General features: G+C 61.3%; 24 protein-coding genes. 17 read left to right on the forward strand and 7 right to left on the reverse strand.

Annotated elements, in window-relative coordinates:
* The 3 genes from KUG85_RS09295 (at position 1) to KUG85_RS09305 (ending at position 4867) form a co-directional block, all read left to right on the forward strand.
* On the forward strand, positions 1-2166 hold the full coding sequence (locus tag KUG85_RS09295) for a peptidase domain-containing ABC transporter (protein WP_255606324.1): 2166 nt from the start codon (positions 1-3) through the stop codon (positions 2164-2166).
* A gap of 74 nt (positions 2167-2240) precedes the next feature.
* Positions 2241-3176, forward strand: coding sequence for an OmpA family protein (locus KUG85_RS09300; protein ID WP_255606325.1), 936 nt, complete (start codon positions 2241-2243; stop codon positions 3174-3176).
* Between the two features lie 74 nt (positions 3177-3250).
* On the forward strand, positions 3251-4867 hold the full coding sequence (locus KUG85_RS09305; RefSeq protein WP_255606326.1) for a hybrid sensor histidine kinase/response regulator: 1617 nt from the start codon (positions 3251-3253) through the stop codon (positions 4865-4867).
* Here KUG85_RS09305 and KUG85_RS09310 read toward each other — a convergent pair.
* Complete coding sequence (locus tag KUG85_RS09310; protein ID WP_223004977.1) at positions 4859-5491, reverse strand: response regulator; 633 nt, start codon at positions 5489-5491, stop codon at positions 4859-4861. The genes KUG85_RS09305 and KUG85_RS09310 overlap by 9 nt on opposite strands.
* A gap of 701 nt (positions 5492-6192) precedes the next feature.
* On the opposite strand from KUG85_RS09310, the gene KUG85_RS09315 reads away from it, so the two are divergent.
* From KUG85_RS09315 to KUG85_RS09345, 7 genes are all read left to right on the forward strand, one after another.
* Complete coding sequence (locus tag KUG85_RS09315; RefSeq protein ID WP_223004978.1) at positions 6193-6951, forward strand: gamma-glutamyl-gamma-aminobutyrate hydrolase family protein; 759 nt, start codon at positions 6193-6195, stop codon at positions 6949-6951.
* A 111-nt stretch (positions 6952-7062) separates the two neighbouring features.
* Entirely contained in the window at positions 7063-7539 is a 477-nt protein-coding gene (locus tag KUG85_RS09320; protein ID WP_007009463.1) for a DUF3830 family protein, read from the forward strand.
* 78 nt (positions 7540-7617) lie between these two features.
* Positions 7618-8652 (forward strand): ABC transporter substrate-binding protein, encoded by a 1035-nt coding sequence (locus KUG85_RS09325; protein ID WP_223004979.1) that lies wholly within the window; start codon positions 7618-7620, stop codon positions 8650-8652.
* 120 nt (positions 8653-8772) lie between these two features.
* Positions 8773-9594, forward strand: coding sequence for an ABC transporter permease (locus tag KUG85_RS09330; RefSeq protein WP_223004980.1), 822 nt, complete (start codon positions 8773-8775; stop codon positions 9592-9594).
* Entirely contained in the window at positions 9587-10390 is an 804-nt protein-coding gene (locus tag KUG85_RS09335) for an ABC transporter permease (protein ID WP_065816175.1), read from the forward strand. Before KUG85_RS09330 ends, KUG85_RS09335 begins: the two co-directional genes overlap by 8 nt.
* 3 nt (positions 10391-10393) lie before the next feature.
* Complete coding sequence (locus KUG85_RS09340) at positions 10394-11446, forward strand: ABC transporter ATP-binding protein (RefSeq protein ID WP_223004981.1); 1053 nt, start codon at positions 10394-10396, stop codon at positions 11444-11446.
* 78 nt (positions 11447-11524) lie between these two features.
* Positions 11525-12955 carry an aminobutyraldehyde dehydrogenase gene (locus KUG85_RS09345; RefSeq protein ID WP_223004982.1) on the forward strand — a complete coding sequence of 477 codons (1431 nt, stop codon included), beginning with the start codon at positions 11525-11527 and terminating at the stop codon, positions 12953-12955.
* A 67-nt stretch (positions 12956-13022) separates the two neighbouring features.
* Here the strand turns inward: KUG85_RS09345 and KUG85_RS09350 are convergent, their stop codons facing one another.
* The 5 genes from KUG85_RS09350 to KUG85_RS09370 form a co-directional block, all read right to left on the reverse strand.
* Positions 13023-13943, reverse strand: coding sequence for a LysR family transcriptional regulator (locus tag KUG85_RS09350; RefSeq protein ID WP_223004983.1), 921 nt, complete (start codon positions 13941-13943; stop codon positions 13023-13025).
* A gap of 177 nt (positions 13944-14120) precedes the next feature.
* Positions 14121-15182 carry an AbrB family transcriptional regulator gene (locus KUG85_RS09355; RefSeq protein WP_223004984.1) on the reverse strand — a complete coding sequence of 354 codons (1062 nt, stop codon included), beginning with the start codon at positions 15180-15182 and terminating at the stop codon, positions 14121-14123.
* Positions 15183-15184: 2 nt separating this feature from the next.
* A complete protein-coding gene (locus tag KUG85_RS09360) occupies positions 15185-16699 on the reverse strand; it encodes a tripartite tricarboxylate transporter permease (RefSeq protein WP_065816172.1) in 1515 nt (504 codons plus the stop codon).
* Between the two features lies 1 nt (position 16700).
* The gene (locus KUG85_RS09365; RefSeq protein WP_223004985.1) at positions 16701-17135 is read right to left on the reverse strand and encodes a tripartite tricarboxylate transporter TctB family protein; all 435 of its coding nucleotides are present in this window, start codon (positions 17133-17135) and stop codon (positions 16701-16703) included.
* Between the two features lie 62 nt (positions 17136-17197).
* The gene (locus KUG85_RS09370; RefSeq protein ID WP_223004986.1) at positions 17198-18187 is read right to left on the reverse strand and encodes a Bug family tripartite tricarboxylate transporter substrate binding protein; all 990 of its coding nucleotides are present in this window, start codon (positions 18185-18187) and stop codon (positions 17198-17200) included.
* A gap of 197 nt (positions 18188-18384) precedes the next feature.
* Between KUG85_RS09370 and KUG85_RS09375 the strand changes: the two genes are divergently transcribed.
* The 3 genes from KUG85_RS09375 to KUG85_RS09385 are packed head-to-tail and all read left to right on the forward strand — an operon-like array spanning position 18385 to position 21113.
* Positions 18385-19059: a GntR family transcriptional regulator gene (locus tag KUG85_RS09375; protein ID WP_223004987.1), complete on the forward strand. Its 675-nt coding sequence runs from the start codon at positions 18385-18387 to the stop codon at positions 19057-19059.
* Positions 19056-20192 carry a PrpF domain-containing protein gene (locus tag KUG85_RS09380; RefSeq protein WP_223004988.1) on the forward strand — a complete coding sequence of 379 codons (1137 nt, stop codon included), beginning with the start codon at positions 19056-19058 and terminating at the stop codon, positions 20190-20192. Before KUG85_RS09375 ends, KUG85_RS09380 begins: the two co-directional genes overlap by 4 nt.
* Before the next feature lie 48 nt (positions 20193-20240).
* Entirely contained in the window at positions 20241-21113 is an 873-nt protein-coding gene (locus tag KUG85_RS09385; protein WP_025029245.1) for an isocitrate lyase/PEP mutase family protein, read from the forward strand.
* Between the two features lie 197 nt (positions 21114-21310).
* On the opposite strand, the gene KUG85_RS09390 is transcribed toward KUG85_RS09385, so the two are convergent.
* Complete coding sequence (locus KUG85_RS09390) at positions 21311-22039, reverse strand: GntR family transcriptional regulator (protein ID WP_223004989.1); 729 nt, start codon at positions 22037-22039, stop codon at positions 21311-21313.
* A 200-nt stretch (positions 22040-22239) separates the two neighbouring features.
* Between KUG85_RS09390 and KUG85_RS09395 the strand changes: the two genes are divergently transcribed.
* From KUG85_RS09395 to KUG85_RS09410, 4 genes are read left to right on the forward strand one after another with little or no spacing between them, the layout of a single operon-like run.
* Positions 22240-22770 (forward strand): TRAP transporter small permease, encoded by a 531-nt coding sequence (locus KUG85_RS09395; RefSeq protein ID WP_255606327.1) that lies wholly within the window; start codon positions 22240-22242, stop codon positions 22768-22770.
* On the forward strand, positions 22767-24038 hold the full coding sequence (locus KUG85_RS09400) for a TRAP transporter large permease (protein WP_223004991.1): 1272 nt from the start codon (positions 22767-22769) through the stop codon (positions 24036-24038). The genes KUG85_RS09395 and KUG85_RS09400 overlap by 4 nt, the downstream gene beginning before the upstream one ends.
* Complete coding sequence (locus tag KUG85_RS09405; RefSeq protein ID WP_223004992.1) at positions 24038-25012, forward strand: 3-hydroxyacyl-CoA dehydrogenase NAD-binding domain-containing protein; 975 nt, start codon at positions 24038-24040, stop codon at positions 25010-25012. The genes KUG85_RS09400 and KUG85_RS09405 overlap by 1 nt, the downstream gene beginning before the upstream one ends.
* Entirely contained in the window at positions 25006-25974 is a 969-nt protein-coding gene (locus KUG85_RS09410) for a TRAP transporter substrate-binding protein (protein WP_065816163.1), read from the forward strand. Before KUG85_RS09405 ends, KUG85_RS09410 begins: the two co-directional genes overlap by 7 nt.
* The last annotated feature ends 26 nt before the right edge of the window (positions 25975-26000 follow it).

Raw genomic sequence — 26000 nt, forward strand, 5'->3', positions numbered from 1 at the left:
ATGGCCACGATGGAACTTGCATCACGGATCTCGGGCCGGCTCTTTTCCAGAACCCCCATCATACTGCAGACCGAAGCGGCCGAATGTGGGCTGGCTTGCCTGGCGATGGTCGCCGGCCATTACGGCCACGCGATGGACCTGCCAGCCATTCGACGACGCTTCACGGCCTCGATCAAGGGTACGACCCTGAGGGATCTGGTTGAGCTTGGCAGCAGTCTCCGGCTGGCAACGCGCGCATTGCGGCTGGAACTTGAAGACCTGCCCAGACTGAAACTGCCATGCATACTGCACTGGGGGCACAACCACTTTGTTGTGCTTGTCAAAGCAGGGGTGACGAGCGCTGTGTTGCATGACCCCGCAATTGGACGTCGCACGCTTTCACTTGCCGAACTGTCGAAGAAATTTACTGGTGTCGCACTGGAGGCTTGGCCGACCGAGGGGTTTCAACCCAGGAACGAGAAGACCAGCATCAGGATCAGCGATCTCGTGCGCCGCACCAGGGGTATCGGTGCGGCGGCGCTCCAGATCCTTGCAATCTCGCTGTTAATCGAACTGGCAACACTTGCGATGCCGATCGGTTTCCAGGTTGTACTGGACGAAGTGATCGTGGCGGCAGACTACGACCTTCTAACGATTGTCGCGCTTGGGTTGGTTGTACTCCTCCTCCTTCAGGTCACAGGAGCACTCGCGCGGTCCTGGACTACGATGCTTATTGGATCGAGCCTGGCTCTTCAGTGGAAAGCATCGCTGTTCGACCGGCTCATGCGCCTGCCGCTCGTCTTCTTTGACAAGCGGCATGTCGGCGACGTCGTATCCCGCTTCGGCTCGATTGATGCGGTTCAGCGCACGCTTACGACGAGCGCAATTCAGGCACTGCTCGACGGCGTCATGTCGGTCACACTCGTGCTTATGATGTGGCTCTACGGAGGTTGGCTGGTCATGATCGCCTTGGCGAGTGTCGCAGTCTACGCGGTCATCAGACTCCTGTGCTATCCTCCTTACAGGGCGATTTCGGAGGAGGCCATTGTTTACGCCGCCAACGAACACTCTCACTTCATGGAATCGGTTCGCGGCATAAGCAGTCTGAAGGTTCTCAATCTTGAGGAAAGACGCCGGGGCGTCTGGATCAACCATCTTATCGATCGGGTGAATGCGGAACTGCGGGTCGGAAAGTTCGACGTATTGTTCTCGGCTGCCGGTAGTGCGCTCTTCGGTCTGGACCGGGTGCTGCTCATCTATCTCGGCGGAAGGGCCATTCTGGTCGGCGATCTGTCCATCGGTATGCTGGTGGCATTCCTCGCCTACAAAGATCAGTTTGTCGCCCGCATCAACAGTTTCATCGATACGGTCCTGCAATTCGTGATGCTTTCGCTCCATGGAGAACGCATTGCCGATATTGCCTTGGCTGAGCCGGAGGAAGAAGAGCGGAAATCCTTGGCCACCGCCGGTGAGAGCTTTTTGGCGAAAGGACCCAGCGCGCTCGAGTTCGCAAACGTCCGGTTTCGCTATGCTGACAACGAGCCAGAAGTGCTGAACAACATCAGTTTCCGCGTTGCGCCTGGTGAATGCCTTGGTATTGCGGGACCTTCCGGATCTGGCAAGTCTACGTTGTTCAAACTGCTGGCCGGACTTGCCCAGCCGACCTCCGGTCAGGTGCTGATAGACGGAGTTCCCATGACATCCCTCGGTCTTTCTGCCTATCGCGGTCGTGTGGGCTGCGTGCTGCAGGACGATCGGTTATTTGCCGGCTCAATCGCAGAAAACATTGCGTCGTTCGACATGACCCCAGACTCCGAATGGCTTCTTGCCTGCGCCCGCATGGCAGCAGTTCACGATGAGATTGCGAGCATGCCGATGGGCTATGAAACGCTCGTCGGCGACATGGGCAGCGCCCTTTCCGGTGGCCAGAAGCAGCGAATTGTTCTCGCACGCGCGATCTACAGAAAACCGGCAATACTTCTGATGGATGAGGCGACCAGTCACCTGGATAACGCCAACGAAGAGGCTATCAATCTGGCTGTCGGCAAGCTGCGGATGACGCGTGTTGTGATCGCTCATCGCGAATCGACACTGGCTATGACGGACAGGGTTTTAAACCTGGCTTCATCACAAGATCTCGTCCCGCGTGAGCAACTCCAGAACCGGATTGGCGCGACAGGATTGTGATGCGGGGCGGTCCGACAAACCGGGGTCGAAAAAGAGGAAGGAGACGATCCGTGTGGAAGTGTTTTGTTAGAACGGTGTTGATCTGCAGCGCATTTTTGGGGAGCGCGGCTTACGCGGAAGACGTCGAAGGAGCCTCGGATCATGCACTGCTGAGCCGTTTTCCTACGGCAACGATCCGAGCGTATCAGGTTAGGGATTTCGATGTGGCGATCCTGCCGGCTGGAAGGATCGACGATGGCGAGGCCCCTGGAGATCTGCTTGAAGTCGAAGGCAAGATCACGCGGATCGGCTATCGCATCGCCGGTGAGCGCTCGGCGCTGGAGGTTATGCGCAATTATGAGAGTGCGCTGGCACAGGCGGGCTTCGAGACGGTGTTTGCGTGTGAAAGCCATGAAACATGCGGCGTCGACATGATGGCATTTATCGCCAACAGCGGTACTGTTCGGCCGCAAGGATTCGGCGATGCTTTCTTTGGCGGTACAGCGGAGCGGGCCCTTTTGGCTTCGCAGGAGAGTATTGATGGCGTTTTCCATGTGTTCCTGCACGTTGTGGAGGACACGTCGAACAACAGAACGCTGTTGTACCAGCAGGTCGTGGAGGGGGTTGCGCTGCGGACCGATCAGGTAGACGTGTTGCAGGCGGGGGAGTTGCAGCGTTCTCTGGAACGCCAGGGCCATGTGGCCGTACAGGGCGTCTACTTCGACACCGGCAAATCACAGTTGAAGCAGGAATCCGGCCCCGCCCTGGATCAGATTGCAGAATTGCTTCGGGCGAATTCGCATCTGCAGGTCTATGTCGTGGGTCATACCGACAATGTGGGTGATCTGGCGGCGAATACGGTCCTATCGGAGGCACGGGCGGCTGCCGTGGTGGCGCGGCTTGAAGCCTATTACGGTATTGAACGAACACGCCTGATCGCCAGAGGCGTGGCCTCCCTGGCGCCAGTTGCGAGCAATGCCGACGAGAGTGGCCGATCGCGCAACCGCCGTGTCGAAATCGTTGCGCAATAGCGGATAAAGGTGTGATGGGGAACACGGCAGCCACTTTCGTTGCAGACTTTCGCAAATGGCTCGTTCGCAATCTGGTGGTTGCGACGGGCAAGGTGGATGCAGAGCGCGGCCAGGCGCTTGTGCGGATCGTCCTTGTCCCCCTGTTCGATGTCTACATCATCACCGTATTGGCCCTACAGGGGCTTGATACGATATGGGAGTGGCTCGCGGTCATTGCCGTCGTCGCATATGTGCCACTGTCCTTCTTGCTGCTGTTGCACATCACGCGGCAGCCTGGACACATTGTCTGGCGCCGGTTGCTGGCAATGTTTGGCGATTACGGAGCAATGGCGCTCGCCATGTCGGTTGGTGGCATGGCCATGTTGCCAGTTTACGCAACGCTGTTGTGGGTGACTGTTGGCAACGGCATGCGGTTCGGCTCGCGCTACCTTTTGGTGGCGACCTGCATGGCGCTGGCCACCATTGCTATCGCCACCGTTTTCAACACCGAGTGGCGCAATGATCCGTATGTGGTTATCACCCTGATTCTGACCACTTTGATCGTACCAGCCTATATAGACGGTCTGCAGCGCGCGTTGCGCGGTGCTCTGGATGAGGCCCGTGAGGCGAGCCTCGCCAAATCGAACTTCCTCGCCCAGGCGAGCCACGACCTGCGTCAGCCAATCCACGCGATCAGTCTGTTCACGGCGTGCCTGCGTGATGCCGGACTTGGCAGGGAAGAACGGCAGATGGTGGAGAACATCGATCGTTCCCTACACGGTGTCGCTGGTCTGTTTCGCTCATTGCTGGACATTGCGACGCTGGACAGTGGCAAGGTCAAGCCGAAGTTGAAACCCGTGCTCATCGGTGACGTGATCGCAGAGGTGGTGCGACAGTATTCGGAGATGGCGCAATGGGCGGATGTGGAATTGCGATCGGTGCACTGCAGAAGTGTCGTTCGCGCTGATGCCGCATTGCTGTCGACCATGCTTCAGAACCTCGTCAGCAACGCACTTAAATATGCACCCGGTTCGCCTGTTTTGGTTGGCTGTCGCCGGCGAAACGGTCAGTTGACGATCGAGGTGCATGATCGCGGCCCCGGCATACCAGATGAGCATCTCGAGCAGGTTTTCGACGAATTCTACCAGGTGAGAGAGCGTGGTGACCGTGACGTGGAAGGCGTGGGTCTTGGGCTGTCGATTGTGCGCCGTGTCGGGGGGCTGATGGGTCTGGATGTCACCCTGCGCTCGGTTCCCGGGCGGGGCACATCGGTGGCAATTGCCGGTTTGGTGCCATGCGCTGAACAGGTTGTGCCCGCGCCGCAACCGACGACGGTGCCGATGCATTCCGCGATATCGGGCATGCGCGTACTGCTCGTTGAGGAAGACGAAGACGTGCTCCTGGCCAGTGCCACCCTGCTTCAGAAATGGGGGTGTGTCGTTCAGGCTGAAACAGGCATTCCGGTTAGGGGAGTGAGCTGGGATGTCGTAATTTCAGACTACGATCTGGGCGGCAAGCGCACGGGTGCAGACTGCATCGCAGTCGTCCGTCAACTGGTAGGGCGCGCGATTCCGGCCATCATCGTGACGGGGCACGACGAAATGCGCGTTCGACAGGATCTTGGCGATGATCGCATACCCATCCTTGCAAAGCCGGTTCGCCCGGCCGAGTTGCGCTCTGTTTTGACAGCCCAGGCCGTGGCCTCAGGGTGACTGATCCAGGCCCAAGGCAATCGCCTTGGCGGCGGCGCCGGCGCGAGTCGTTACGCTCAGCGCCTTGAGAACCGCGGAGACATGAATTCGCACCGTGAAGGGAGAAATGTCTAATCTGAGGCCGATCTCCTTGTTGCTCAGCCCGCAGGCAAGCAGGCGCAGAACATCGATCTGGCGCTGTGTCAGGCCACGAAGGGGCGCGTCGGTTTCGCCTATGGGCAAACCAGAGGCTGCCAGTTGCAGGACCATGTCACCATCGCGCACCGCAGCGACTGCAGCCATGATTTCGTGTGGCGGCAAGCTCTTGCAGATGAAGCCATCGGCACCGGCACTCATCACCCGCTTTGCGGTCTCCATGTCGTCGATCATGGAGACAACGATGATTGAGGCACGGCTAAAGCGCTGGCGCAGCGTTGGCAGGGAAGCTTCCAGATTGCCGGTCGTAAACATCAGATCGAGAATGAAAGTATCCGGTGTCGGTTCTTTCGAGGCTAGCGTCAGAACTTCTTCGACGGTCGCAGCTTGTTGGATCTCTGCTTCAGGTTGCTGCCGCTGAATGAGCCGTGCCAGGCCATCCCGGAATACAGGGTGATCATCGGCGATGATAATCCGGTCATGGCGCAATGGGAGTCTGCCCTTCTGATTGGAAATCGGCGGCCAGCGACGAATAGCACCGCTGCGGACGGCGGACCAGATAGTGCGATTGTACTAGGCGTCGGCCGTCGCACGGATGCTGGCTCTTGTGCCGACCTGTTCTGCAAAAATTAGGATATAGAACCTGACCGGCCTCTGGCCCATCGCTATGACGGTCTCCAGCGTCGGCAGGCGGTCGTCCAGAGCACTGTGAGGTCTCCTGACGTTGTCGAACGCTCTCCATTGCTCGATTGGGATTTACCCGCATGAGCATCTTGTCCCGGAACCACGCATTGAGGCGCTCGCAATGTCCGTCCTCCCCTGGAGGTCTGGTTCGATGCAGGCCGTTCTGGCATCGACGGTGGCGACCCGGTTCCGGACCGCCCTAGGCGGACTTCACGGTGTCGCCTGACGCGCCGACTGTGGACCGGACGTCCATCGGGCCGTCGCAGTTGCTGAAACGAGCCGCCATCATTCGCTTCAATCATCATCCGGGCGTTGGCCGGCTCCTCGATTACCAGATCGCCTGCGTACTCGCTATTGGGCCAGTCTCTTTCCCGGCGTGCCGCATTTTCGTGGCATTGTGCCAGACACTACAGCGTCCATCCGGGCACATGAAGGACGCTGCATCTCTTTGCCGGTCCGCATAATGCTCTATATGCCTCAGGCCTGAATTCAAAAGGAACACGAAAATGCCCGCACTGCCCGTCGTCGGCGTCATCGCCTGCAGGCGCTCCGTGGAAGGAGAGGACGCCCAGATCGTCAAGGAACGCTACCTGGATGCAGTCCGCCGAAACGCCGATGCGCTGCCTCTCATCGTGCCGAACAATCTTGACGCAGACGATGTGATCAACCTCCTGCCGCGGATGGATGCACTGCTTCTGACGGGTAGCAATTCCAACATAGCCCCCTCGCGCTACGGCTCCACGGAAGCGCAGCGCGGAATGCTCGACGCGACACGTGACAGCGCTACCGCCCGGCTCATTGACGCAGCGGTCGAACGCGGGACACCGCTTTTCGGCATTTGCCGCGGACTTCAGGAGATCAATGTCGCATTCGGCGGATCGCTCGCCGATGAACGCGACATCGGCACACCGGAATTCTCCCATCACGCTCCCGACGACGCTTCTCTCGAGGCCATGTTTGCCCACGCGCACGGCGCGACAGTCGTGCCGGGTGCCGCTTTCGAAAAGGTGCTGGGCGTGTCAGGCCCGATCGCGGTCAACAGCGTCCATTATCAGCGGATCGACCGGCTGGGTCACGGGCTTGCCGCCACGGTTCACGCCGATGACGGGGTGATCGAAGCGGTCGCAGCCTCTGGAACAAGGGCTCCGGTTTTTGCCGTGCAATGGCATCCGGAATGGCCGGTGAATCAGCATCCGCACGACATCGCCTTCTGGCGCTATGTTGGTGAGCAGGCACGCCTTGGGGCGAGATCAAACGGAGCATGACGAAAAGGAGTCAGGGCAATAGAATTTTTTTATAACCCGAATTCCGCATTGCGATTGGACACAACCCATTACTTGCCTTGAAATATCGGCTTCTCTAACGGGTTTAGGTTCATGACTGACAAGAATATCTATCTGAAGTTCGTCGAAGCCGACGTAAAAGGCATCATTTCTCTTTATTGGGATACCGCACCGAAAACCTGTGAAGCGATCTGGGGCGCCCTGGAGAAGCCGATTCAGGTTCCCGCCAGCCATGCCATCTTCTCTGGCCCGGAGATCATGATGGGTCTGCCGGAAGAGGCCCGCAACTTCGATCCCACGAGCCTGCCGCCGGAAAACCAGACGGTTCTCCCGCAACCTGGTGATATGCTCTGGTTCTACCAGCCGAAGAACTTCTTCAAGATCGACCCCGACGAGTTCTGGGAGATCGGTATGTTCTACGGCGAGGGCGGCCGCACATTCGGCCCCACGGGCTGGATTTCCTGCACCTACTTCGGAAACATGTCCGAAGGGCTCGACGCAATCGCCGAGCAGTGTCGCCTGATCCGCAGGGAAGGCATCAAGACGGTCGAGATCGGCCGCAACGTTTGACGATCCGGCGGCCCGCCCGCCTCGGTGCGGGCCGCCCGGCCTCCAGACATCAAATATAAAGAAAGCAAGGGAACAGCCATGAAGACGATTTCGAAATTCACCGTTGCCGGCGTTAGCGCACTGATGGCCGGCACCGCACTTGCACAGGCCGAAACGATCACGATCAACTCTTTCGGCGGCGCTTATGAAGAAGCGCACCGCGAGTGCATTCTGACGCCATTCGAGGAGAAGACCGGCGCTGAAGTGCGCGTTGTCACTGCGTACTCCGCTGATGCGTTCGCCCAGTTGCGTGCTCAGAAAGATGCGCCGCAGTTCGATGTCATTCATTTTTCCGGCGGCCAGGAAATCGTGGCGGCACAGGAAGGTCTCCTCTCGCCGATCGACGAAGCCAAACTGTCCAATGCCGGCGATGTTTATGATTTTGCCCGGGCCAACCTCGCCAAAGGCGAAGGCCCCGCCTATTCGATTGCCGCGATCGGTCTCCTCTACAACAATGAAGCGGCCGACCCAAAGCCCACCGCCTGGAAGGACCTCGCCAACGAGGCCTATGCCGATCACATCGTCCTGACCGACATTTCCAACGGCTATGGCATGCTCGGCTTCCTGATGATCAATCAGGTCAACGGTGGCGATCTCGACAACATCCAGCCGGGCCTCGATGCGGTCAGCAAACTTCTCGACAACGGCGCCATCGTTGTTTCCACCTCACCGGAGATCCAGCAGGAATTCGCGCAGAACGATGCATGGATTGCCGCCTACGCGTCCGACTATGCCTACACGCTGCGAAAGGCCGGTCTGCCGACGGCTTTCACCCAGGGCGCTGAAGGAACACCGGCCAGCCTCATCACGGCCAATCTCGTGGCCGGCAGGCCGAACCAGGATCTCGCTCTCCAGCTAATCGACATGTCGATCTCGCCTGAGGCGCAGGCCTGCTTCGCAGAGAAGCTTCGTTACTCGCCCACCAATGCGAAGACCGAGCTCGCCGGCGAAGTGGCCGCCGACGTGGCCTATGGTGAGGAAGGGGTGAAAGGCCTCATCCGCTTCGACCCGATCAAGATCGAGGCCAACCGCTCGGCCTGGGTCGATGCGTGGAACCGCACCATCGCCCGATAGGTCCAGACCTGATTGCGGCATCGCGAGTGATTTGCGATGCCGCGCCCTGCGCGTGCGCCTGCGCGCTGTCGCCCGTTCCGGGGCAATGCAAGCTTAAAATGAGACGACACAAGGATCGCCATGACAGACCGCGCGGAAAACTCGCTTCTGATCCTGCCGGGCCTCCTGCTTCTGGTGCTCGCCTTCTTCGTGCCGATTGCACAGATGCTGATGCTGTCTGTCTCGGGCGAGAACGGGCTGACGCTGGCCCATTTCACGCGCTTCCTGAGCGATCCCTATTATCTCAATGTGCTTTGGCGCACCGTGCGTCTGTCGGCGATCATTACGCTCATCTGCGCGCTGATCGGGTTCCCGATGGCCTATATCATGGCCCATGTCAGCCCGCGTCTGAGGCTCTGGCTGGTCATCATGGTGATCCTGCCGCTGATGACCTCTGTGGTCGTGCGTACCTTCGGCTGGATGGTGCTTCTGAGCCGCAGCGGCCTCGTGCCCGAGGTCCTGCGTGATCTCGGCCTCGTCGGGCGCAATTTCAGCCTGATGCAGACCGAGACCGCCATCGTCATTGGCATGGTGCAGGTGCTTCTGCCCTTCATGACCCTGTCGATCCTTGGCGTGATCACCCGCATCGACAGCCGGCTCGAAGAGGCGGCAAGGACCATGGGCTGCTCCTTCCTGCAGACGCTGCGCACGGTCGTGCTGCCGCTGTCCGTGCCGGGCATCGTCGCCGGCTCGCTGCTGGTCTTCACGCTTTCGGCAAGCTCGTTCGTCACGCCGAACCTTCTGGGCGGCGCCCGCATTCAGGTTCTTGCCGCGTCCATCTACCGTTCGGTCACACAGACGCTCGATTGGCCATTCGCTGCAGCCCAGGCTGTCATCCTGTTCCTGGGCATCATCGTTCTCCTGATGCCCTACGCCAGACTTTCGGGGCGCTCCAATGGTTAGAGCCGTTTCCACTCCGCTGCGCATCGGCGCTGTCGCCTTTGTCGTCCTGACGGGCATCTTCCTTCTCGCGCCGCTGGTCGTGATCGTCGGCGTGTCCGTTTCGGAAAGCCAGTTCATCTCGTTCCCGCCAACGGGCTTCTCGCTGCGCTGGTACGAGGCGGTTCTGTCGTCCGACGCCTATCTCAATGCGGCCTGGATCAGCATCCAGGTGGCGCTTCTGGTCACCGTCACCTCCTGTTTCGTTGGCGGTGCGGCGGCCATCGCGCTCCACCGGCGCAAGCTGCCCTTCTCGGGCCTGCTTTCGACTCTTTTCCTGTCGCCGCTGGTTCTGCCCACCATCATCTACGCCATCGGCATGCTGATGCTGTGGAGCGCGATCTTCGGACCGGTGTCCGTGCTCACCCTATGGGTCAGCCACACGATCATCACCACGCCCTATGTCATCCGCACCACGCTGGCTGTCCTTTCGGAATCTGACCCATTCCTCGAGGAAGCGGCGCAGACCATGGGCGCGAGCCGTTTCCAGCGGCTGCGGCTGGTGGTTCTTCCGCAGTGCCTTCCCGGCCTTGCGGCGGGCACCTTCTTCGCCTTTAACATCTCTTTCGATGAGGCCGTTCTGGCGCTGTTTCTGCGCAAGCCCGGCATGACCACGCTGCCCGTGCAGATCTACGGCCAACTCGAATTCAGCCCCGACCCGTCGGTGGCTGCCGTTTCCTCCATCATGATCGGCCTGACCGTCCTTCTGATCTTCGTGATCGACCGGATGCTCGGCCTGCACCGTTTCGCGAGCACCTGATCCATGGCTGAAGTCCGTCTCAACGCCATCAAGAAAGCCTTCGGTCCCGTCGAGGTTCTTCACGGCATCTCCATCGATATCGCATCCGGCGAGTTCGTCAGCCTTCTGGGCTCCTCCGGCTGCGGCAAGACCACGCTTCTGCGCATCGTTGCGGGTCTCGAAAGCGTTACCTCCGGCTCCGTCGAGATCGGCGGGCGCGACGTCACCGACCTGCCGCCCGAGAAGCGCGACATCGCCATGATGTTCCAGTCCTACGCGCTTCTGCCGCATCTGAGCGTTGCCGAGAATGTCCGCTTCCCGCTGCGCATGCGCCGCATCGGCACGCTCGACGAGCAGCGCGACAAGGTGCGCGACGCGCTGGAGACCGTGCAGCTCGGCCATCTGGCCGACCGCCGGCCCAACCAGCTCTCCGGTGGCCAGCAGCAGCGCGTGGCGCTTGCCCGCGCCATCGTCTCGCGTCCGCAGATCCTGCTTCTCGACGAGCCGCTGTCCAACCTCGACGCGCGGCTTCGCGAAGACATGCAGGTCGAGCTCATCGAGATCCACAAGCGCCTCGGCCTCACCACCCTGTTCGTCACGCACGATCAGGAAGAGGCGCTCAGCCTGTCGGACCGCATCATTCTTTTGAACAAGGGCAAGATCGAACAGGAGGGGGCTCCCCGCGAGATCTACGCCCAACCTGCCACCGGTTACGCTTCGAGCTTCCTTGGTGCGGCCAACCTCGTGTCGGCCAACATCACCGAAGAAGCTGGCGGGCCGGTGGCAACACTTGCCGACGGGCAGACCCTGCCGGTCGGCGAGGACGAGACACGCCGCGGCCCGGCGGTCGTCGCACTGCGTCAGGAAGATGTGGCCATCAAGCCGAAGGGCGAGGGCGTCGTCGAGGGCAAGGTGCGCACCCGCGTCTATCTTGGCGCGCGCAATCGCTACGTGATCCAGATCGGCAAGGAAGAAATCCGCGTTCTGGCCCCGCACGATCTCGATTTCGAGCGCGGCGAGACGGTTGGCCTCGCCATCGATCCGGCGCGCCTGCGCGTTCTGACCGAAGGGGAATAGCGGCTTCGGCCGCATTCTGCCGGACGCATTCACATACAGTTTTGAAAACCGATCGCCCTTGAGCGAATGGAGACACGCATGAGCAGCCTTGAAACACGTCTTTTCATCGATGGTGAATTCGTCGCCGGTGAGGGCGCGGAGGAAACCGCATTCGATCCCGCACGCGGGACCGAGCTCGCCCGTGTCGCCTCGGCCAGCGCTGGCCAGATCGACACCGCCGTGCAGTCCGCCTACCGCGCGTTCCAGCGCTGGCGCCGCACGACGCCGAAGGAACGCAGCCGCATGCTGTGGGCCGTCGCCGACAAGATCGAGGAAAACGCAGCCCGTCTCGCCGAGGTTGAATCGCTGAACGCCGGCAAGCCGCGCCGCTTCGTCGAAGCCGGCGAGCTCGCCAATGTGGCCGACGTTTTCCGCTTCTACGCGACCGCCGTGCGCAACATGCCGGGCGTCGCCGCAGACGGCTACCGCGCCCACACCATGACGAGCATGCTGCGTCGTGATCCGCTTGGCGTCATCGCGTCCATCGCGCCGTGGAACTATCCGCTGCTCATGGCCGCGTGGAAGATTGCCCCGGCCATCGGCGCGGGCAACACCGTGGTCATCAAGCCGTCGGAAAACACGCCGCTCAGCCTTCTGCGTCTGGCCGCGATCCTCAACGAGGTTCTGCCTGCCGGGGTCGTCAATGTCATCTGCGGCAACGGCCCGGATGTTGGCCAGCCGCTCATCACCCATCCGCTCGTGCGCATGATCTCGCTGACCGGCGATGTGCGCACCGGTCGCGCCATCCTCAAGGCGGCCGCCGGAGAGCAGATCAAGCGCACCCATCTCGAGCTTGGCGGCAAGGCCCCGGTCATCGTGATGAAGGACGCCGATCTCGACAGCGTTGTCGACACGATGCGCGAGGCCAGCTTCTACAATGCCGGTCAGGACTGCACCGCAGCCTGCCGCGTCTTCGCCGACAAGGCGATTGCCGATGAACTGACGGACAAGCTCTCCGCCATGATCGGCAGCCTCATCTACGGCGCGCCGGAGCGTGATGATGTGGAGTTCGGTCCGTTGATCAGCGCCGCCCAGCAGGAGCGCGTTGCCGGCTTCGTCGAGCGCGCCCGCGCATCGGGTGCGGACATCGTCGCTGGCGGCAACAGGCCGGATGGTGCCGGCTTCTTCCACGAGCCGACGCTGGTGCGTGCGCCCATCGGCGCCGAGATCGTCCAGAAGGAGGTGTTCGGCCCCGTCGTCACGCTCACCGAGTTCGATGAACCCGACACGGCGCTCAGCTGGGCGAACGCTTCGGAATACGGCCTTGCCTCGTCGGTCTGGTCGCGTGACACCAGCGCCGCGCTGCGCCTGGCCAACGATCTCGAATACGGTGTCACCTGGGTCAACACCCATGGCGTTTTCGCCACCGAGATGCCGCATGGCGGCATGAAGAACTCCGGCTATGGCTCGGATCTCTCTATGCAGTCGCTGCTGGAATACACGCAGGCCCGCCACATCATGGTGGCCTGAGCCGCAACGGCAAGGATACGAAAAAGCCCGGCAGAGATGCCGGGCTTTTTTGTGCCTTTTGATGGGATCAGTCGATCCAGGCCATGTCCGGCTCCACACTGGCGCAGAACCGCGCGGCGCTTATGCGCGCCTGGCTGATGACCTTGCGGATGAAGTCCTGATGGGTCGAGGCCTGATAGCTGGCCACGATGTGCATGGGCGGAAAACGCTTCGACACCTGCACCTGATGCAGGAGCCCCATGCTCAACTCACGCCTTATGGTCACGGCGGGGATCGCGCCCACGCCGAACCCGTCAATGATCAGGTTGATGATCGCGTAGAGGGAGTTGCAGCTTGTCAGCTTCGAGGCCAGCGCCTGCTCGTCGTGAAAATAGGGCGCGATCATCTGGTAGGGTGGCGAGTTCTTGGGAAAGCTGATGATCGGCAGGCTCGCCAGTTCCGCCACGCTGTAGGTTCTGTCCGGGTCGATGAGCTTGGGCGATCCCGCCCACACCATCTGCAGCACGCAGGAAGTGAAGCTGCGGAAACCGTCGTCCAGCACCGGGTGCAGCGAGAAGATCACGTCGAACTCGCCCTTGGTCATGCCCTGAACGAGATGCTTCGTGCCATCGACCGTCAGCTCGATCTTCAGGTTCGGAAAGCTCCGGTGCAGCGAGTCGATCAGATGCGGCATCCAGGTGGATGATACGGAATCGATTGCCCCGATCCGCAGCGGCTCCAGCGCCGGCACGGCGTCGCCCTGAAGCGTGCCGCGCAACCGGTCGATATCGCCAAGGATCGCCTCAAAACTCTGCAGCACGCGCTCGCCGTCGGCTGTCAGCGCAAAGCTGCCATCGCCGCGGTTGATCAGCCGGCTTTCCAGTTCGGCCTCAATGGCCGCAAGCCGGCTCGAAATCGCCGGCTGTGTCGTGTTCAGCTCTTCCGCGGTTCGGCCAAAATGGCGGTTGCGGGCGAGTGCCACGAATGTCTTGATATCGAGAATGCGCATGCGGCCATTCTATAAACGGCTTCGGCAGCGACCGCATCCGCAATCATCGCGCCGCTGCCAAACTTGCTGATCCATGGATGTGATTTTGCACGAAGTGCTCGCCGGATTGGCGCCGGAGTGACGACTTCTTTCTTCAGTGTTTCCCAGGCCGGTCTCGGATATCGGAGTGTTTTCCCGTCACGGGGAGCCGGTTCGCGGTGTCCCCACACGATGCGCTGCATAGGGCAGTATCGCGACGATGAGGCATACCCTCAACACGTGATGCGCGGCGACCATTGCCGGATCGATCATGAGCGCCAGCGCAACCACGCCGAGTTCCGGCGCGCCTCCGGGCAGATAGGCAAGGAACAGCGGTGCTACATCGCCACCGGCGAAGGGGGCGACGAGAAAGGCTGCCGCGAGAGAGCCGGCGGCCAGAACCACTCCCACAAGCGCCGCCAGCCAGCCATCGCGGACGATCTGGCGCAAGGTGTAGCTGGCAAATCGCGCGCCGACACCGGACCCGATGACGATCTGCGCAAGAATGGAGAGAGGCGCGGGCACGTGGACCGTGACCAGACCGGTCGCGTGAAGAACCGCAGAACTCAAAAGCGGCAGGAGAAGCATGACCGACGGAAAGCGGATACGCGTGGCAGCATACCAGCTGGCGATGGCGACGAGTGCGAGCTTGCCATGTTCGGTGAGGTCGAACGCTTCGGGGGCTGAAAAGGCCGTACGGTTTGCGGCGGAGAGGTCGATGCCGGCTATCCACTGGATGAGAAGCGGTGCGGATATGAGCAACACCACCAGACGCGCCGTGTGGCAGAGAACCACACGGTTCGTCTCGGTTTCGTATTGCTCTGCCAGCATCGTAACCACGGAGAGACCGCCGGGCATCGCCGCAAAAAGAGCTGTCTCGCGGTTCATGTCTCCCCAGCGCCGGAAAACCATATAGGCAAAAAGGCCGAAGCAGAGCGACAGAAGCGCCATGGCAAGGAGGCTGACAGCCCATGTTCCGGCCCGGGCGATCACGTCGGGTGTGAACCCGGTGCCGAGCATTGTGCCGATGGCAACCATTGCATAGCTGCGCCATGTCGCCGGCAGCTCCGGGCGAAATGGTGAGAGCTGTGTGATCAGCGCCGAGGCCGCAACGCTGCCGAGGACCCATGGCAGTGGGAGATTGAGCAGGAAGAATGACAGACCGCCCGCGGCACCGACACCGATGGTTACAGCGCCGCGGGTGACGGCTGAAGCCAGCATGGTCAATTTCCGACCTGCTGAACCTTGCGCTGACGCAGTGTTTTGAGAAGCGGCGCGCCAACCAGCACGATCACCATGAACACGAAAAGACCAAGCGCCATGGGCCGTTCAAGTAGATAGTTCAGCGGTTGGCCGTTGGAGATCTGCAGCGTGCGCACCAGCTCGCCTTCCATCATGCGGCCGAGGAGCAGGCCGATGACGGTGGCGGCGACCGGATAGTCGTTGCGCCGCATGAGCCAGCCAAGAGCGGCGAATGCGGCAACGGTCAGTGGGCCCGCAATCGTGCCCGTGATGCCGTATCCGCCCCAGGCGCACATGGCCAGAACGCTGGGCACGAGATAGGCAAGCGGCACCCGCACCACCATGCCCAGAACCCGAAGCATCGCGAGGCCGATCACGGCCAGAAGCACGACTTGCCCCAGATTGCCCAGAATGATCGAGTAGACCACATCGGTCTGATTGCGGATGAAGGAGGGGCCGCCGATGATGTTGTGAAAGGAGAAGGCTGCGAGAAGAACGGCCGTTGCAGCGCCACCGGGAATGCCGAGCGCCAGAAGCGCGGTCATGGAGCCACCCTCGGAACTGCTGTTGGCGGATTCTGCCGCGATAACGCCCTCCGGCGCACCCTTGCCGAAGGTTTCTGGCGTTCGGGACGTTCTCTTGGCTTCTCCGTAAGACACCAGATTGGCGACCGACGAGCCGACCCCGGGGATTGCCCCGATCACCGCGCCGATAAGGCTGCCGCGGATCAGGACGCCCGGATAGCGGAAGGTTTCGCCCGCGCCGCGCAATATGCGGCCAAACGAAATGTCGCGCTGCGCTTCGTCCTGCACCAGATAGGAGCTGCCCCTTAGCCGCAAAAGCTCCGATGCGGCGAAGATGCCGATCATGGCCGGGACAACGGGAATGCCGTCGAGCAAATGCGGGTTGCCGACGGTGGTGCGCATGACGCCTGTGGTCGACATGCCGATCTGGCTGAGCATCAGTCCGAAAAAGCCAGCAAGCAGCCCCTTCGACAGGCTGCCGTCGTTGAGTGTTGCAATCAGGGTCAGGCCCCAGAGCACCACCACGACCATCTCCATGGGACCGATTTTCAGCACAAGCGTGGCCAGGGGATTGATGAGCAGCAGCAGGAGAATATAGCCGACGAACGCACCGATAACCGACGCGGCAAGCCCCAGGCCCAGCGCCTCGTTATGCTTTCCCTGTCTCGCCATGGGGTAGCCATCGAAGGCGGTGGCGATGGAGGAGGAAGAGCCTGGAATGTTCATCAGGATCGCGGTCACCCCGCCGCCATAGGCGCCGCCGGTGAAGATTGCGGTGAGAAACAGCATGGCCTGCAGAAAATCCATGCCGAATGTGACCGGCAGGAAAACGGCCATGGCCATCGAGATCTGAAGGCCGGGGATCGAGCCGAAAATCAGGCCGATCAGCAGGCCGGGAATGACCCAAAGCCAGGGCTCGATGCTGGTGAAGAGCAGGCCGAAGGCCTGTGAAAGGGCGACTTGGTCGATCATTTCAGAGCACCAGCGTCAGCATCGGGTATGGGAAGAGTGAGCCGAACCCCTTGACCAGAAGCACGGTGAAGAGCGCCGCATAAAGGGGTGGTTGCCAAAGGCCGCGCCCGCCGCTCATCACCACCCCGGCCCAGACAAAGACGAAGGTCGCGACATCGAAGCCGATATGGGTAAGCGCGAAACAGAAGGCGGCAAAGCCGGCGAGCAAAAGCAGGTCGCCCCAGACGCCGGTTTTTGAGCTTTCGTCCATCGGCTTGCGGATTGTGCCGGCAATGACGAGCAGCACGAGAATACCGAGCACGGCGGCGACCGGAACAGCCACCACCAGATTGTTGAGGGAAGAGGAGGCGGAGACGGCACTCCAGAGTATGAAGCCTGATGTGGCAAACACGATGCCGAGCAGGGCGGCATGCGTGGCCGGGAATCTCGTGGTCATATAAGTCCCTCGCCTGTGCAGGATCGAAAGAAAGCGGGGGCTGTGCCCCCGCGTTCCCGTCACTATTCTTTAGTGTCGAAGCGTTTCAGAACATCAAAATTGGAGTTGATGATCTCGGTCGTGCGCTCCGGCCCCAGCCATTCCGCGCCGATCTTCTGCTCCTTGAGGCTTTTCACAAACGCCTCGTCTTCGAGAACGGCCTTATAGGCATCGACCATCTTCTGGAAAGCCTCGGGATGGTTCTTCCTGAATTCCGCATGCGCCGCCAGCCCGCGCATGGAGCCGGCAAGAACGGGGACGGCTTCGAGGCCGTTCTTTTCAAGAGCCTGGTTGAGCGTTGGGGCATCCCAGTCTTCGCTCGGCACATCAGCGGCCAGCGCAAGCGGGCGCACATATTCGGCGATGGAGAGCGTGCCATCTGCTGCCAGAACGGTCATGTCGACCTGCCCGCCGGCCACGGCCGTGCGTGCCTTGCCACCGGACTGATAGGTCACGATGTTGACGGCGCTCTTGTCGACGCCGAAGGCTTCAAGCGCGAGTTCCAGATTGATGGCGCCGGTCGAGCCGGGCACCACCGAAACCTTCAGCTTGCCGGGCTCGGCTTTAGCTGCATCCATGAACTCGGCGAGCGTCTTGTAGGGCGTCTCTGCATTGACCGCGAAGAGATCGTGATCGTTCCACTGGCCGTTTATGAAGGCGAAGTCGTCGAGCGTGTAATCCGCATCGAAGCGGAGGATCGCATTGGAAACATAAGGGTGGATCGAGGTGGCGAGGAAGTAGCTGCCGTCTTTCGGCATCTGGGAGAAATAGGTGTGACCGACATGGCCGCCGCCGCCTTCCTGATTGATCACGGAAATCGGTGTTTCAAGCTCGTCCTGAAGGCGTTGTGCGAGCGCGCGGGCCGTGCGGTCGGCAGAGCCACCCGGTCCAAGTGCAACGACGAATGTGATCTTGCGCGGTGGCCAGCTCTCTTCGGCTTTGGCGGTGGTCGGCTGCAAGGCAGCGGCCAGCGACATGCCGAGCGCAGCTGCGGCGATTGCGAATTTTTTCATGGTCAGACTGTCCTCCCTGACATTGTGCTGAAAAATTGTAGCTCAATCTTTGGCGATGACCAGTTATCGCTCTGAGGCTCTACATGTCAAGAGAACAGGAGACATTGACATATCGATGTTTTTTAAGGATTTTATGGAAAGTGATTTTGTTTCCCGCTTTGATCGCCCGCTTGAGGGAGGAGGAATTGTCAACAATATTGGATAAATCTCGTGGGCTCGCGGCCGAGCGGCTGGCCGATGTGTTGCGGGAAGATATTCTTGCTGGCCGTCTTCCTTCAGGGGCGCGGCTGGGCGAGGTGGCACTGGCCGAGCGGTTTGAAGTCAGCCGGGGGCCTGTGCGCGCGGCCCTGAATCTGCTCAGCGAAGCCGGTATTGTGACAATTGTCCCCAACAGCGGCGCGCGTGTGCGCGAAATGGGGCGTGCGGATGCGCGCGCACTTTACGAGGTGCGCGCAGCGCTTGAAGCCGAAGCCGCCATGCTCGCCGCCTCTAAAGCCGGGCCGGAAACGGCGGCCCTGTTTGGCGATCTTCTGGACCAGCATGCCGGTGAGATCGCAGCGCACCCTGAAGGGGCCTATCTGCAGGGGGCCGGGGACCGCGACTTCCACATGGTGATCGCACGAATGGCCGGCAACCCGCTTATCCTGCGCTATCTGGCGCGCGAGCTTTACCCGCAGCTTTCGCTCCTGCGCGTGAAGCACCGCAATGTGACCGGACGCGGAGCGAAAGCGCTGAACGAGCACAAGCGCATCGCAGCGGCGATTGCCGATGGAGACGCGGAAGTCGCCGGGCTTCTCATGCGTCGTCATATCCGCAACAGCTGGATCGCGCTTGAGGCGCAGCTTTCCGAGAGAGCCGAGGAGGTGGAATGAGCCAGAAACGCGTCCCTGCAGCCTTCATCCGCGGGGGAACCTCCAAGGCAGTGGTGCTCAAACGCGCGGACCTGCCAGAAGACGAAGCCGCATGGCCGCAGCTTTTTGCCCGGCTGATGGGCAGTCCCGATCCCGGCAAACGGCAGCTTGACGGCATGGGCGGGGGGATTTCCTCCCTGAGCAAGGTGTGTGTTGTCGGTCCTGCGAGCCGCGATGACGCCGATATCGACTATACCTTTGCCCAGATTGGCGTGGACAGTGACAGGGTCGACTTCAGCGGCAATTGCGGCAATATGAGCTCTGCCATGGGGCCCTTTGCCTATGATGAAGGGCTGGTCGAGGGGCCGCGCGATGGCGAAGCCGTCGTGCGCATCCACAACACGAATTCGGGCAAGGTGATCGTTGCCCGCTTCGCTGTATCCGAAGGTCGTGCGGTGGTGGCGGGCGACACGGCTATTCCCGGTGTGCATGGCACCGGCGCACCGGTCACGCTGGATTTTCTCGATCCTTCCGACACATTCGGCCGAGGCACGCTGCCGGGTGGCAGCGCACGCCGCGAACTGACGCTGGCCGATGGCCGCGGGGTTCGCGTGACGATGATCGATGCAGCCGTTCCCTCGGTGTTCGTGGCGGCAGGGGATGTCGCTGGCGACACGCGCAGCCACCCCGGCGCGATCGACGAGGATGCTGCGCTGATGGATCGCCTTGAAGACATCCGCCGGCAGGCTTCCGTGATGATGGGCTTGAGCTCTGATCTCCAGGCTGCGGAGCGACGCATCGCCACACCGAAAGTCGCCATGGTGGGGCCCGCTGCCGGGTACAGGGATATCGCGGGCATCACGCATTCGGCTGAAGCACAGGATCTGCAGATTCGCATGATTTCCGCAGGGCAGGCGCATCGTGCGGTTCCGGTCACCGGTGCGCTGGCACTCGCATGCGCTGCGGTGGTCAACGGCTCGGTCGTGAGCGCCTGCCTCTCGCAGGCAGCAGACCCGCTGAATCTGCGCATCGCTACGCCGAGCGGCATCGTCATGGTGGGCGCGACGCGTCATGCTGAAAGCGGCGTGATCAGCGCCGCACGCATCGTTCGCACCCAGCGCCGTCTGATGGACGGGCATGTCTACATACCCTGACCGGAACCAAACCCTCGCCCAACAGGACTGAAGAAAGAGACACGTTTCATGCTGAACCACGAAATCAACCGCGCCTTCAAACAGCGTATTCTGAAGGGCGGCCCCGTACTCATGCCGGGCGCGGCCAATGCGCTTGCGGCACGGGTCATCGAAGACCAGGGGTTCGAGGCGATTTACCTGTCGGGCGCAGGCCTTACAAACACCTATCTCGGCATGCCGGACATGGGTTTCGTCGGGCTGAACGAGATTGCGCAGCACACCTCCACCATTCGTGACGCGACCGAACTTCCCATCGTGGTGGATGCCGATAACGGTTTTGGCAATGCGCTCAATGTGCGCCACACCATTCGCACTCTGGAGCGGGCAGGCGCGAGCGCCGTGCAGCTCGAAGACCAGAAGACACCCAAGCGCTGCGGGCACTTTTCGGGCAAGGAAGTGGTGCCGCTGGACGAGGCCCGTTCGCGCATTCGCGCAGCGGTCGACGCCCGCCAGGATGAGAACACGCTCATCGTTGCGCGCACCGATGCCCGCGCCACGGACGGGTACGATGAAGCGCTGGAGCGTGCCGCCGCCTTCATCGAGGACGGCGCCGACATCACTTTCGTTGAAGCGCCGCAGTCAAAAGAAGAGATGCGCGGCATTCCGGCAGCTCTCAAAGGCACGCCGCAACTCGTGAATCTGGTCGTCGGCGGCAAGACGCCGATCCTCGATCTTGATGAACTGGGCGACATGGGCTTCTCGCTTGTGCTTTACGCCAATGTCGCCCTGCAATCCGCCGTTTACGGCATGCAGATGGCGCTGGGCCAGCTCCGGGAAACGGGCCGAATGGACGAGGGCGGTCCCGTGGCAAGCTTCGTTGAACGTCAGAGAATGGTCCGTAAGGATCTGTTCGACGAGCTCGAAAAGCGCTACGCGATTTAGAATGGTTTTCGATCTCCGCGCAACGACCTGACTGGACAGTGGATGCGACGGGCGGACATGCAGTCCGCCCGATTTAGATCAACGCCTGGAAAAATGGGAACCGGTTTTCCGGCCGGAACTGCGTAAAACCGGCGAGATAGAGCGCTTTGACGATTCAATGAAAAGTGGAAGCGCTCTGAATCGGCCGACCGGTCTGCTCAGGCCTCCTTGTGCCGGAGAGCCTCCTCTGCCAGATCGTGCCGCGCAAACGTATGCACAACCGCGTCTGTGGTCCGCCCGATATGTGTTTCCATGACGGTGACCGCCTTTTCCACATCGCGGTCAAGAGCGGCCTCGAAGAGGGCGCGGTGCTCAAGGCTGATGTCGCGGGTCGCCACGGTCTTGACGCGGGAAAGGCGGCGGTATCGCTCATGCTGGTCGAACATGAGCTGGCGCATGCGCAGAAGCCATTGCGAATCGCAGGCCGCAACCAGCGCCTTGTGAAACTGATGATTGAGGGTCTCCCATGCGGCCAGGTCGTCAATGCCCTGATCGATTGTCCGCTCGAGCCGCTCCAGCCGATGAAACGCGGCTGCAAGCCCGTTCTCCCATTCGTCGTCGCCATTGTCGATTGATATGCGCAGGGCTTCGACCTCAAGCAGCTTGCGCATATTGCCGATGTCACGTGCATCCCCGACGGACATGGGCACCACCTCGCAGCCGCGCTGCCCCTCCAGCTTGACCAGATGGTCGCTGGAAAGCCGCGCAAGCGCCTCGCGGATCGGCGCCGCACCCAGCCCATAGCGCGTGCGTAGCATTTCGATCTTGAGTTTCAGGCCGGGTTCAAGCGCGCCTGAAATAATGTCTTCCCTGAGCAGCCGGTAGGCACGCTCGGCGATTGTTCGTTCCGGTCCGTCATACCGCATGTTGACGAGGATCTCTGCCATTCCGCTCGTTTCCCCAGTTAACCGGCCCGCGCCGTCTTCGACAAGCGCGTTTGCCTGATGGAAAAAATATCGATATTTTTATTGACTTGCAAATAACATCGATATTTTATTCGGGGCATTGGGACGGAGCCTGGAGGAGGCGGCGGTTTCTGCCGATGTCGAGCGTATTGTCTGAAGAGCGAGTCGAGCGGGCTGGGGTTTTGGCGCGCGTCAGCGCCCGCCTGGCGGCGGTCGAGTGGTATTGCGCCGGTCTGCTGCTCTGCGTCGTCTTTTTGCTGCTGCTTTTGAATGTGGTGACGCGCAGCCTCGGTTCGCCGCTGATCTGGGTGGATGAGCTGGCGATCTATGTGATGATCTGGGCCGCGCTCATCGGCGCGTCCATCGGCATTCGCAACCGCGACCACATCGCCATGACGCTTCTCACCGACATGCTGCCGGTGGGAAGCCGCAGGGCGCTTCTGATCGGTGTGGACGCGGCGTTGCTGGTCTTTTTCGCCATTCTTGGCGTCATTCTGTGGAACTGGTTCGATCCGGTGGGTGTGTTGGCCGCCGAAACGCTCGCCGAGTTCAGCCAGAAGAGCTTCAACTTCATCTATGAAGAGCCGACCACGACCATCGCCATGCGCAAGGTCTGGTTCTGGCTGATCCTGCCTGCCTTTTTTCTGAGCGGTACGCTTCACGCAGCAGCCAACCTGGCGACGCGCCTGCGCGGTGGGGAGGGCGAACGATGACGATTGCCGGCTCATTCCTCGCGTTTCTGCTCGTCGGCCTGCCCATTGCCTTCGTTCTCGCCGCAACGGCGCTGGTGTTCATCGCCGTCAGCGGCAACACGGTGCTGATTCAGTCCTATGCCCAGCAACTCTTCGGCGGGCTTGAAAATTACGGCCTTCTGGCTCTGCCCATGTTCATTCTGCTTGGCGAATTCATGAACGCCGGCGGTATAGGCCGGCGCCTCATGAGCCTGTCACTTGCATTGCTTGGGTCGGTGCGGGGCGGTCTCGCCTATGTCAATCTCATCGCAAACATGCTGATGGCCTCGATCCTCGGTTCGACCGTGGCGCAGATCACCATCATGTCGAAGATCGCGGTGCCGGAGATGGAGAAGGCCGGCTATCCGCGCGATGTATCTGTGGGCATCACGGCGGCCGGCGGTCTTTTGGCCCCGATCATCCCGCCTTCCATGCTGTTCATCATTTTCGGCGTGGTTGCGCAGATGCCGATCGGCGACCTGTTCATTTCCGGTATCGTGCCGGGCGCGATGATGTTCGTCGCCTTCATTGTCGTGATCGCCGTTTTTGCAAGGCTTTACGCCTTCCCGCGTTCGGAACGGCTTTCGTTGCGACGGCGTCTGGCGGCGCTGCTCGATGCGCTCCCGGCGCTGGCCATTCCCGCTGTCATTATCGGCAGCATTCTGGGCGGTTTTGCAACGCCGACGGAAGCCGCCGCCATCGCCACGCTTGCGGCGATGCTGACCGGTCTCTTCGTCTATCGCGAGATGAGCGTGGCAGACATTTTCCCGGCTTTTGCCAATGCCGCGCGCAGTGCCGCCGTGGTGCTCTTTCTCATAGCGGCCGCGCAGGTGTTCAGCTGGGTCATCACCTTCGAAAACCTGCCGGCGCGGGTGGCGGAAGGGCTGCAGCTCATCACCGCGTCGCCCATCGTGTTCCTGCTGCTTCTCAACCTGCTTCTTCTGATGCTCGGCATGGTCACGGACCCGATCCCCGCCATCATTCTCGTGGTCCCGGTTCTGTTGCCGGTCGCGACGGATGTCTACGGCATCGATCCGTTCCAGTTTGGCGTCATCGTCTGCCTGAATCTGACGCTGGGTCTGCTGACGCCGCCGGTGGGAACAGGCCTCTTCGCCGCCGCCCTGATGGGCGGGGTGAAGGCCGAGCGCATTGCGTGGCTGGTCACGCCGTTCTTTGTGGCCGTCGCCGTGGTTCTGGTTCTTCTGGCCTTTTTTCCATGGCTGGCAACGGGCCTGAAGGAGCTTCTGTGATGGCCGAGGCGAAAGCACCTGTCCTGATCATCGGAGGCGGAACCATCGGCTGCGGATGGGCGGCGGTGTTTGCGGCTGCCGGGCACCCTGTACAGGTTTATGACCCGGCGCCCGGCACGGCCGCACGCCTCGATCTGGTCCGGCAAAAGGCTCTGCCCGTTCTGGAGCGGCTTGGAAGCGCCCGCGCCGGTGCGGCACCGCCGTCCCACATCGCCCGGCTCGATGACGTTGCGGACGGCGTGACCTTCGTGCAGGAAGCCCTGCCGGAGCGGCTGGAACTCAAGAGAGAGGTGCTTGCCGCGGTCGAGCGGCATGTGCCGGCAGATGCGGTGATCGCGTCCAGCACATCGGGCCTGTCGCCGAGCGATATTCAGGATGCTCTGGTGCATCCCGAACGCCTTGTGATCGGTCATCCCTGCAATCCGCCATACCTCATGCCGGTGGTGGAAATCTGCGCCGGCGCGAAGACGGACGCGCTTGCGATGGACATTGCGGATGCCGTTTATTCCGGCATCGGCAAGACGGTATTGCGGCTCAAACGCGAAATGCCCGGCCATCTGGTCAACCGTCTTCAGGCCGCACTGTGGCGCGAGGCGGTCTATCTGGCGGCGGAAGGCGTCGCGTCGGTCGACGACATTGAAAAGGCAGTCACCAGGGGGCTTGCCGCGCGCTGGTGCGTGACCGGACCGACGGCGATCTTCCATCTGGCAGGCGGCGATGCCGGTCTGGCGAAGTTTTTCGACGATCTGGGGCCGGAGGTGGAAAAGTGGTGGGCCTCGCTCGGCGCGCCCCATCTCGACGCGGAAACCCGCGCCACTCTCATCGAAGGCGTCGCGCAAAGCCTCGATCTGGCGGATCCCGAAGCGCTCGCCAGCCTGCGGGATGCGCAGGTGCCTGACATTCTCACCCTGCTGTCCGGCACGGGAAGCCGGAGCAGCTCCAAGCATTGCAAACGGGAGGAAGAAACATGCTGAAACAGATAGCGGGCGCGCTGGCCGTTACCGGCGTCATGCTGGCAACGCAGATCGCCGGTGCCGCAGAATACCGGCTCGGCCTCATCACGCCGCCGCCGCATCAATGGACGGTGACAGCCAACACGATCGCTGAAGAGCTCAAGGAAAAGACCGACGGGCGCGTCGAGCTTCTGATCTTCCCGAGCGGTCAGCTCGGCAACGAAGCCCAGATGCTCCAGCAATTGCAGACGGGCGCGCTGGACTTTGCCTTTCTCACGCTGGGAGAGTTCGCCAACCGCGATCCGAACTACGGTATTTTTCTGGCTCCCTACATCGTCAAGGATGTCGCCGGCGCGCAAAAGCTCCTGAAGGGCGATACGGCGGGCGAACTGCTCGACGGGGTAAACAAGTTCGGCCTGAAAGGTTTCGGCTATGCGATGGCCGGCCTGCGCCAGATTGTCATGCGTGGCGAGGTAAAGGACGTCGGCGGGCTTTCGGGCAAGAAAATCCGCACGGTGCCCTTTGCGCCGGAACTCGACTTCTGGGTCAAGGTGGGGGCTGCTCCCACTCCGATGCCTTTGCCGGCGCTTTATGATGCCTTCGCCAATGGGCAAGTCGACGGCATGCAGATCGACTTCGAGGGCACCTGGAACAGCAAGTATTATGAGCATGCAGGCACGATCATTGAATCCAACCACATGATGTTCCCGATGATCGCCGTCGGTTCCGGGCGAAAATGGGGTGCGGTTCCCGCCGAGGATCAGGCGATCATCGAGGAGGTGCTGAAGGCGCATCTCGATACGCTGGTGGGCTCCTATGCCGAAATCGACGCGGACTATCTCGAAAAGCTGAAAGGCACCGAGGTGCCCGTCATCGCGATCGACCGCGCCTTCTTCGGTGAGGCCATCGATAACTGGTACAAGGAATGGCGCACCAAGGCTCCAATGCTTGAAAAACTGGAAGCGGAAGCCTCAGGGCTCTGAGGCCATCGAGATCAAAAAGGCGGGGC

Origin of the sequence: Nitratireductor rhodophyticola (genome assembly GCF_019891355.1) — a bacterium.
GTDB classification, from domain to species: domain Bacteria; phylum Pseudomonadota; class Alphaproteobacteria; order Rhizobiales; family Rhizobiaceae; genus Nitratireductor; species Nitratireductor rhodophyticola.